Annotated in this window: 7 protein-coding genes and 1 pseudogene; 7 read left to right on the top strand and 1 reads right to left on the bottom strand. The window is 47.0% G+C overall.

Annotated elements, in window-relative coordinates; genetic code table 11:
* The 5 genes and pseudogenes from ACHKAR_RS04855 to ACHKAR_RS04835 form a co-directional block, all read left to right on the top strand.
* Nucleotides 1-126 (top strand): annotated as a pseudogene (locus ACHKAR_RS04855) (IS110 family transposase); the annotation flags it as partial.
* 240 nt (nt 127-366) lie between these two features.
* The gene (locus tag ACHKAR_RS04850; protein WP_395416401.1) at nt 367-1,047 is read left to right on the top strand and encodes a hypothetical protein; all 681 of its coding nucleotides are present in this window, start codon (nt 367-369) and stop codon (nt 1,045-1,047) included.
* A gap of 101 nt (nt 1,048-1,148) precedes the next feature.
* Complete coding sequence (locus ACHKAR_RS04845; protein WP_159579063.1) at nt 1,149-1,529, top strand: VOC family protein; 381 nt, start codon at nt 1,149-1,151, stop codon at nt 1,527-1,529.
* 24 nt (nt 1,530-1,553) lie between these two features.
* Entirely contained in the window at nt 1,554-1,994 is a 441-nt protein-coding gene (locus tag ACHKAR_RS04840) for a DinB family protein (protein WP_159579061.1), read from the top strand.
* Nucleotides 1,995-2,179: 185 nt separating this feature from the next.
* Nucleotides 2,180-2,608 carry a VOC family protein gene (locus tag ACHKAR_RS04835; RefSeq protein ID WP_159579059.1) on the top strand — a complete coding sequence of 143 codons (429 nt, stop codon included), beginning with the start codon at nt 2,180-2,182 and terminating at the stop codon, nt 2,606-2,608.
* 55 nt (nt 2,609-2,663) lie between these two features.
* On the opposite strand, the gene ACHKAR_RS04830 is transcribed toward ACHKAR_RS04835, so the two are convergent.
* Complete coding sequence (locus tag ACHKAR_RS04830; RefSeq protein ID WP_159579057.1) at nt 2,664-3,533, bottom strand: hypothetical protein; 870 nt, start codon at nt 3,531-3,533, stop codon at nt 2,664-2,666.
* 190 nt (nt 3,534-3,723) lie between these two features.
* Here ACHKAR_RS04830 and ACHKAR_RS04825 point away from each other — a divergent pair, with 190 nt between their 5' ends.
* Nucleotides 3,724-4,668 carry a hypothetical protein gene (locus ACHKAR_RS04825; protein WP_159579055.1) on the top strand — a complete coding sequence of 315 codons (945 nt, stop codon included), beginning with the start codon at nt 3,724-3,726 and terminating at the stop codon, nt 4,666-4,668.
* Nucleotides 4,669-7,353 (top strand): CHAT domain-containing protein, encoded by a 2,685-nt coding sequence (locus tag ACHKAR_RS04820; protein WP_395416400.1) that lies wholly within the window; start codon nt 4,669-4,671, stop codon nt 7,351-7,353.
* Nucleotides 7,354-7,443: the final 90 nt, after the last annotated feature.

The raw sequence follows: 7,443 nt of genomic DNA, 5'->3' as shown, positions 1-7,443 counted from the left end.
GTTGATGAAGGAAAGAATAAAATGGCAGTCATAAATGCAGTTAGAAATAAAATTATCCATCGCGTCTTTGCTTGCGTTAGAAAAAATCAGAAATATGAAGAAAATTATAAGGGCCAACTTGCATAAGGCGTAGAAATCGCTGATCGGTTATATGTCTCCCGATAGCTCTCGGGAGTGCCTTCTGGCCGATTTCAGTGCAACTCTACTCTGCCCATTCTGGAAGTTCACCGCTCGTCTGAGGTTCTGGATCTTGACTTTCACAACACAGTATTTCAAAGAAACAGTTGTGTGGGTGGCGCAGCTTTGCTAGTTTAGTTTTCCATCAGCGGATCTCGGAACATCCACACTTTTGCTGATCGAGTTTATATGCGAATACTGCTCATTGTTCTCCTTCAGTTTACACTATGTGCGCTTGCCAATGCTCAGGAACTTCATATTGTAATGTCAAAAAAGGCATTCCTTTATGACAAAAGGATTAAAAAGGGAGACGTACTTAGATACTCTGATAAAGTTTTAATTAAACGGCACGGCTTTCTCACCGTCAGTGGGGCATCCTCAAAACCAATGAAACTCGATGAGGGAATGTATGAGATAGGTGTGGAGTATCAAAAACATCTTGAAAGATATCAAGAACATGATCGCATATTGAATCAATTAAAGTCATTGGGACTTGAGGACTGCCAATTTCCCTATGAGATCGTCCCAGTAAGTCATAATGCCCATAAACTATCGGGCAGAATAGAAATTGAAAAGGATTCAACAGTTAGTGAAACGTATAACAATACATTTTCCGTTGTTAACACAAACGAACGGAAATCAGTACAGGTCAACTGGACAAATCCTGATGAGAAATACCAAGAGAAATACTATATACTAGTTGAAGATCTTTTTGGAGATTTCTATGAACTCATTGAGACTGATGAAGACAATTTTCACTTCGATTTGTCCAACTATATCTCAGAATCTATTCCAATCTTATTCTTCACAATAATTGCAGAAGATTGCCGGGAAAGTTATCCAACAGCAGTAAGGTTAAGAATGGAATAACAACCAAGTCCGGCATTTGAAAAACTCAGCTATTTTAGACAACTTTAAAAACACGACAAGTCTCACACATGAACCGCACCCCGTAACCTCCATTCAATAACATGACCTACCAGGCCAAATCCATCCGCGCTTTTATAGGGGCCCGGGTCTTTGAAGAATCCAGACAATTTTATTCCCTCCTGGGCTTTGAGGAGGTGGTGATTGATGCTAGCATGAGCCTGTTCAAAGTCAACGACAAGCTGGCATTTTACCTGCAGGACTACTATGCCAAAGAGTGGATCAACAACTCCATGCTCTTTCTGGAAGTGGACGACCTGGACCGGTGCCGGGAGACGCTCCTGAAGAAAAACCTGCCTGCGAAGTTTCACTCGGTGCGGTTTTCTGAGATCAGAAATGAGGTCTGGGGTCGGGAGCTCTTTATGCACGACCCTTCAGGGGTACTCTGGCACTTTGGAGAGTTTAAGGAAGCCCCCAACTCATGATCCCCGCTTGTCGTACAAAGAGCCATGAAAGCTTTCTTCAAAGACATCTTTGAGTACCACCACCATTTCAATCAGCAACTGGTGGACCTACTCATCAGGGAGCAGGAGCGAATCAGTGCCCGAACCACCCCCCTCTTTTCGCATGTGATCAACGCCCACCAGATATGGAATGCCAGAGTAGTGCCTGAAAAACCTCTGGGAGTACATGAGCTCCACTCTTTGGAAACGTGCAAGGCCTATGACCAGTCCAACCACCTGCGCACTTTGCAAATCATTGCCGATGCTGACCTAAGCAAAGCCATCTCCTACCGCAACTCCAGCGGCAGCGAATTTGAGAATACCATTCAGGAAATACTGTTTCACGTGAGCAATCACACCACCCATCACAGGGGTCAGATCATCTCCGACCTCCGGCAGCAAGGCATAGAACCCATCGTTACCGATTACATCTTTTACAAGCGATGATGGGATGATCATCGAAACAGGAAAACCGCACCCAAACAATCAGTGACCTGTAAATAGAGAAAAATGAAAAACCTGTCTCTCTGTATGACCTCTGATAAGAGGACACTGATTCGCACCGTTCTTGGTTCATAAGTCTAAAAATTTGGAGAATGTGGAAAAAATGGCTCCCTTTAAAATAAAAAAAGATGGCCACCACAAACACTTACCTAAACTTTAACGGGACTTGCGAAGAAGCTTTCAATTTTTATAAATCAGTCTTTGGAGGAGAGTTCAACTACATAGGCCGGTTTGGGGAAATGCCCGAAAGCGATGATTACAGCGTTCCTGAGGGAGATAAAAACAAGATCATGCACGTTAGCTTGCCTATAGGCACTTCCATTCTCATGGGAAGTGACATAGGTGGGGACTGGGCACCCACGTTTATTCAGGGAAATAATTTCTCTGTCTCAATTACCCCTGAAAGTAAGCAGGAGGCTGATACTCTATTTAATGCACTCTCTAAAGGCGGGCAGGTAACTACGCCAATCCATCACTCCTTTTGGGGCGCATATTTTGGAATGTTCACGGACAAATTTGGCATCAACTGGATGGTCAACTTCGAGGAAAAAAAATAGGGGCCGCATCCCAGACGCGACCCCACCTACCTGATAAAAAACTCAACGCTAACAATTACCCTCTTTTGTGAGGTCGTCTTCTGCCCCGGGGTTCTACCTCTATGGTTTCGGTTTCACCATTGGTGGTCACCTCCGCCAGGTTATCACATTCACCATCACCATAGTCAATCACCACTGTGTTATCTCCTGACACGATCTCCAGCACACCCGCCACCGGGATGTGTACACCAGTTGCTTTGCAGCCTCTTTTGAAGATCAGGTCCTCCATGATGGTGGAGCTGTAGGTATTTCCATTTTGAAGGGTACCGCTGGCACTGCCAGATAGTGAAGCGTAGTTATCTTCTCTTTCTTCGCCTACATATAGCGTTCGCAGGTGCTCCGCTTCGCGGGTGATGGTGCTCCCATCAGGAAAGGTCAGTTTACCTCCCACCAATGATGTTTCAAAAGCAATCCCTGTACCGGAAGTATCCGTCACGTTGGTAATGGTACGTGTACCCTCCACCTGCACACTGTCCAGAAAGAAGTCTTCAAAAGTGACAATTCGATAAGCGCCGGGTACATACTTCCGCTCATTGTACTCAATCACGATTTTACCACTTCTCCAGGTTCCAAACCGGTCTTCACAGCCATCTCCAAAATCTATGGTGATCACATGGCTGGCGGTATCGTGTGCTATCTCAGCACACTCCAGCAAATGATCCCTAAGTCCCCGTCCAGAAGTAGCAAACAACTCCATCCCGGCATCAGCCAGTAGATCCACATCCTCCATACTGGAGGCCACCGCAGCCTCTGAGGTTACACTCACCGAAGCAGTCTCCGAAAGGGTGCTACTTTCCATTGCCCCTGAATCGTCCTGGCAGGCAGTAAAGAGCAGGGCAAAAAACAAGGCTGACAAAACGCTCACTAAAAATGATAACTTCTTCATGATACTATTCTTTTGATTTCTAAATTGATTTCGTACCCTTTGACAGCACATGGGAAGGATGGTTTAACGGGCTATGAAAAAAAATTAAAAAATTCTAACTTTGGCTTGCACTTTTTTAAGCCCTGTTTTAGATACATTCGTCATACAGGGTTTGCTTCGGAAGGTTGTTTTTCCCACAAACAAATAAATTATGCGCCATTTCATCACCGCCTTAATCATCTTTAGCGCCTACCTCTCTCATGCCCAGGGATGCAGCGATGCGGGATTCTGTACCATGGGAGCCATGAAGCCAGACCAGGCCTATAGCAAAAAGGTCAACTTCAAACTGAGGTCGCTGGAGCTGAACTACTACCGAGGTACCTCCCTCCTCACCCCTGTCATCACGGTCTTTACCTCAGACATGACCTTTGGGATCAACGACTACTACGCCATACAGGTGAAAGTGCCCTACCAGATGGTGACCGGTAGCCTGGGAGAGACTCAGGGACTGGGCGACCTCTCCATCAGTGCCTCCAGGTCCATCCGCCTGGCCAATGGCAGCACTGTAGGCATTACCCTTGGCGGGAAAATCCCCTCGGGAAAATCAGATATCGAAAACAATCATTCAGAATTTGGCAGCGGTGACCTGCCCATGTACTATCAGGTCAGTCTGGGATCTTACGACGCTGTGGCCGGAGCTTCCTATATCAATGAAAAGTGGCTGTTCGCCACCGGAATCCAGCGTCCGCTCATTCATCAAAACGAAAATGACTTCAGGTGGGGGAAATGGCCAGACTACCCGGATCCTAGCTATATCCGAAAATACAACCTCGCCAACGACCTCAAAAGAGGCACCGATGTGATGCTGAGAGCCGAAAGAAACTTCAGGTTTATCAACTTCAATTTTGGGATCGGGGCATTGGCTATCTACCGGATCACCAAAGATGAGGTCTACAACTTCAATGAAGATAAGCGCGAAAAACTGAACGGAACCACCGGTTTGGCTTTCAATATGCTGGCCAATGTTGGTTACCAGTTCAATATCAATAACAGCGTAAAATTGATCTACGGACAGAAATTCATGGATCGCGAGGTAAACCCGGATGGGCTCACCAGACACAATGTATTCAGCTTCAGCTACGTCTATCGATTTTAAATGATGAAAAGAATCCTAACCGTCACTTTCCTCCTGACCACACTGCTCACTGCAGCTCAGCAAGACCTTTTTTTATCAGGAGAAAACTATTTCCAACAAGGGCAATACATCCGGGCTTTTGAAAGCTACCAGGCAGCAAGTGTTGGATTTCAGCAGCAGCAAACCCTGGACCAGTACGCCTTGTGCAACCTCAAGATGGCCGAATGTCACCTGGAAACAGGCGCGCTCAACCAATGCATGAGTCAGGCCCGAAACACACTAGAGTATATCACAGACGTATTGCCACAGGAGAAGGTGCTTCAGCTACGGGCACAACTACTGCTGGGCGAGGCCTACCTCAAAGCTGGGCGCAATGACCTGGCCATGGAAACACTGACCAGTGCAGAACAGTCTCTGCCAGACCCTACAGACCTTTCCGCCGCAGAATGCTACAACGATCTCGGGGTGGTCTACTGGAACAACAAGAACAAGGAAACCGCCAAAAGCTACCACGAAAGGGCACTGAAGATCAGAAAAGCCCGCCTCAAGGGGGAAGATCCTCTTCTGGCTGATTCGTACCTGAATCTGGGACTGATTTACCTCGAAGATGACTTCCTGCAAGCCGTCATCAATTTTAATAATGCCCTGAAAATCTATCAGGCAGCATACGGAAAAAATCATCCCAGCGTAGCCCTTTGTTACGGGAACCTGGCCTTTGCCAACAGTGCCCAAAACAATTTCGGGGAGGCCCTCACCTACCTTGACCTTACCATGAATATCTGGGACAGTCATTACTCCGGTGACCATCCCAACAAGGCCTTTACATTATCCAACAGGGGTCGCATATTGGAGGCCCAGGGGGATTATCATAAAGCACTACTGACTCAGCAGGAAGCACTGCAGCAGTACATTCGCCTCTATGGAGTCAAGCATCCTGAGGTAGCCAACACCTTCTACCTGATTGGTTCTGTCCAGCTCAAACAAGAAAACTACAAAGAAGCGGTAGAGAGTTTTCAGAAATCCATCTATGCCAACCTGCAAAATCAGGAGTACACCTCCCTGTATGATTTGCCGGAGCTGCAGGACTACTTCAATGCCGACATTCTCCTCTCATCCCTGCAGTACAAAGCACAGGCCCTGGAAGCCCTTCATTTCGGAAAAACGCTCAAACCTTCGGATATCAAAAGCGCACTAAGCACCTACCTGAAATGCGATGACCTGATCAGCCAGATCAGGCAAAAGCGACTCACCGAAGGGGATAAGATCAGGATAGGGAGCATTGCGGCAGATGTGTATGATGACGGCATCCGAACGGCCCTGTATTTGAGTGATAAGACCTTTCAGAAAAAGTACTTTCGGGAGATCGCCTTTACCTTTTGTGAGCGCAGTAAATCAGCGGTGCTGCTGGAAGCTATCAATGAAACCAAAGCCAAAGCATTTGCCGGGATCCCCAACCACCTGCTCACACTGGAAGACAGCCTGAAAACGGAAATCAGCCTGCTGGAACAGCTTCTGGCTAACACGAAGGATGAGTCCAGACTGGGCTCCCTGCAAAATGCGCTGTTCGAAACCCGGCAATCCTACCGCACATTCATCACCAGCCTGGAGAAGGAATACCCCAACTACTTCAACCTGAAATACCGACAGGCGGATATCTCTGTCGCGGCGCTTCAGGAAAAACTGACACCTACAGCGGGAGTGTTATCCTACTTCATTGGTGAGGAATCCATTTTTGTCTTCCTCATTTCCAAAAAAGACTTTGAGGTATTCAGCCTGCCGAAAGCAGACAACCTGGTGCAACTAACCAAAGGGCTTCGCAATGCCATCAAATATCACATTCCATCCACCTTCCAGTCCTCAAGCATCAGTCTGTACAAGCAGCTCATTCCTGATCTACCAGATGGCCTACAGAGCCTTACCATCATACCTGATGGGCTACTGGGCACCATTCCATTTGAGTCTCTCCTCAGTGAGTCAAAGGATGGAGGAAACAATACCTACCTGCTGGAAAAATATGCCATATCCTATGACTATGCTGCCTCTCTCCTTCTGGAAAAACTGGACGCACCCGCAGGAACTGCCATGGGAATTCTGCTGACCGCTCCGGTTTCATTTGAGCAAAATGAACTCACCATGGCCAGTTTGCCAGGGTCCGAACAGGAAGTAAAGGAGATCAGGTACTTGTTTCTCTCTGGGGCAGACGCCCCCGAAATTCTACTGAAAGATCAAGCTTCAGAGGCGATGCTCAAATCTTCAAAATTGTCGGAATACAAGTATCTGCATTTTGCCACCCATGGCATTGTGAACGAATCCAAGCCGGCGCTTTCAAGAATCTTTCTCTCCCCCACGGAAAATGAAGATGGTAGCCTGTACTCAGGTGAGATCTATGGACTGAACATCGGCGCGGATCTGGTGACCCTCTCGGCTTGTGAGACCGGCCTTGGCAAAGTGGAAAAAGGCGAAGGAATCATCGGGCTCAGTCGTTCACTCATGTATGCCGGAGCCAAAAACCTCATCGTGTCGCTGTGGCAGGTTTCGGATGCCTCTACCGCACAGCTCATGATAGAGTTTTACAAACAGCACCTCAATCATTCTGGCAATATGATTTTTGCAGATGACCTTCGAAAAGCCAAACTTAGCCTGCTCAAGTCTTCAAGCTATAGCGATCCCTATTATTGGGCTCCCTTCATTTTGATAGGGCTGTAAAGCCAAAGGTGCTTTTAAAAGCAAAACGAGGTTCTCAAAAATTCCTAATGAGAGAACTTTCCTTCTCCTTCACCCCTTTCCAGGGAACTG

This window comes from Marinoscillum luteum, assembly GCF_044005705.1.
GTDB classification, from domain to species: Bacteria; Bacteroidota; Bacteroidia; order Cytophagales; family Cyclobacteriaceae; genus Marinoscillum; species Marinoscillum luteum.
The sequence above is the reverse complement of the archived record's forward strand: the minus strand, read 5'-3'. Positions and strand labels throughout refer to the sequence as shown.